We start from the raw sequence: 1,863 nt of genomic DNA, 5'->3' as shown, positions 1-1,863 counted from the left end.
CCTGATCCCGGATCACCAGCCCCACCCCCTGCACCACCCCGCCACTCGGGAGCCGGGACGCTCCTGAGGCGTCCCGGCTCCCGAGTGGCGGGGTGGTGCAGGGGGTGGGGCTGGTGATCCGGGATCAGGAGGCGGCGATCGCCTCGGTGACCGCGGAGCGGGCGTCGACGGCGCTGTCGGCGGCGAGAGCGAGCTCCGCGTACCGCTTGGCGTCGTCGAGGGTGTGCTCGGCAAGCTCGGCGCGGACGTCGGCGAGAGCCGACGGCGACATCGAGAGGGTGGTGGCGCCGAGGCCGACGAGGACCACGGCGAGCAGCGGGTCGGCGGCGGCTTCTCCGCAGATCCCGACGGGCTTGCCCAGCGCCGCTCCCGCGCGGCCGACCTCGCCGACGAGGCGGAGCACGGCCGGGTGCCACGGGTCCTGGAACGCCGAGACCGTGCCGAGCATGCGGTCGGCGGCGAGCGTGTACTGGGTCAGGTCGTTGGTGCCGATCGAGGCGAAGTCCGCGACTCCGAGGATGCGGTCGGCGAGCAGGGCGGAGGAGGGGACCTCCACCATCACTCCGGCGGTGCGGATGCCGAGCTCCCGCGCCATCGAGGTGAAGTAGCGGGTCTCGTCCACGGTCGCGACCATCGGCGCCATGACCCAGAGGTCGGCGTCGGTCGCGGCATCGGCCTGGGCGAGGGCGGTGAGCTGGTCGCGGAGGATCTGCTCGCTGGCGCGGAGCGCACGCAGTCCGCGGAGACCGAGGGCGGGGTTCTCCTCGTGGTCGTCGTTGAGGAAGCTCAGCGGCTTGTCGGCGCCGGCGTCGAGCGCGCGGACGACGACCTTGCGGCCGGGGAACGCGGCGAGCAGGCGCGTGTACTGCTCCGCCTGCTCGGCGACCGAGGGCGCCTCCTTCGCGTCGAGGAAGAGGAACTCGGTGCGGAACAGCCCCACTCCCTCGGCGCCGAGCTCGACCGCGTTCGCAGCGCCGTCGGCCGAGCCGAGGTTCGCGAGCAGCGGCACGGCGTGGCCGTCGGCCAGCGCGCCGGGGACGACCGGTGCGGCGAGCATCTCGGCGCGCTCGGCGATCGAGGACTTCGCGGCGCCGATCTCGGCGTCCGAGGGGTTCACCGTCACGACGCCGGAGGTGGCGTCGAGGATGACGAGCTGGCCGTCCCGCAGGTCGAGGGCGCCGGTGGTGCCGACGATGGCGGTGATCGACTTCTCCCGGGCGAGGATCGCCGTGTGCGAGGTCGGTCCTCCGTCGCTGGTGATCAGGCCGAGGACCTTCTCGAGGTCGAGCAGCGCCGTGTCGGCCGGAGCGAGGTCGCGGGCGACGAGCACGAACGGCTCGTCCGACTCGGGGACGCCGGGAGCGGCGACGCCGCGGAGGTGCGCCACGACGCGCTGCGAGACGTCGTCGAGGTCGGTCGCGCGCTCGGCCATGTAGCCGCCCATCGCCACGAGCAGGTCGCGGAAGCCGGCGAAGGCCTCGTGCACGGCGCGCTCCGCGGTCTTGCCCCCAGCGATCCGCGCCTTGACGTCGTCCGCGAGGGACGGGTCCTCGGCCATCAGGGCCTGGGCGTCGAGGACGTCCTTCGCCGAGCCGCCGGCCCGCTCGCCTCGGTGGCGGATCGTCGCGGCGGTGGCGGACAGCGACGAGACGGCGCGCTCCTCCTCCTGGGCGACGCTGCGGGTGCTGGCGGTGTCCTCGGGCTCGGGCAGCGGCTCCGGCATGCGCAGGACCGGCCCGAGGGCCAGCCCGCGTCCCACTCCGGTGCCCTGGAGCTTGGCGGAGGCGTAGGCGGTCTGAGGAGTGGACAGCGTCATGGGTGCTCGTTCCTGTCGTGCGGAGTGCGGGCGGGAGAAGAGGATGC

The 1,863-nt window shown here is 74.1% G+C and carries 1 protein-coding gene; it reads right to left on the bottom strand.

Annotated features, from left to right (window positions below; genetic code table 11):
- Positions 1-124 precede the first annotated feature (124 nt).
- A complete protein-coding gene (ptsP, locus tag C5C69_RS16540; RefSeq protein ID WP_104233916.1) occupies positions 125-1,723 on the bottom strand; it encodes a phosphoenolpyruvate--protein phosphotransferase in 1,599 nt (532 codons plus the stop codon).
- Positions 1,724-1,863 lie beyond the last annotated feature (140 nt).

Source organism: Rathayibacter sp. AY1C7, assembly GCF_002931865.1.
Classification (GTDB): Bacteria; Actinomycetota; Actinomycetes; order Actinomycetales; family Microbacteriaceae; genus Rathayibacter.
This window is presented reverse-complemented; position numbering and strand designations above follow the sequence as displayed.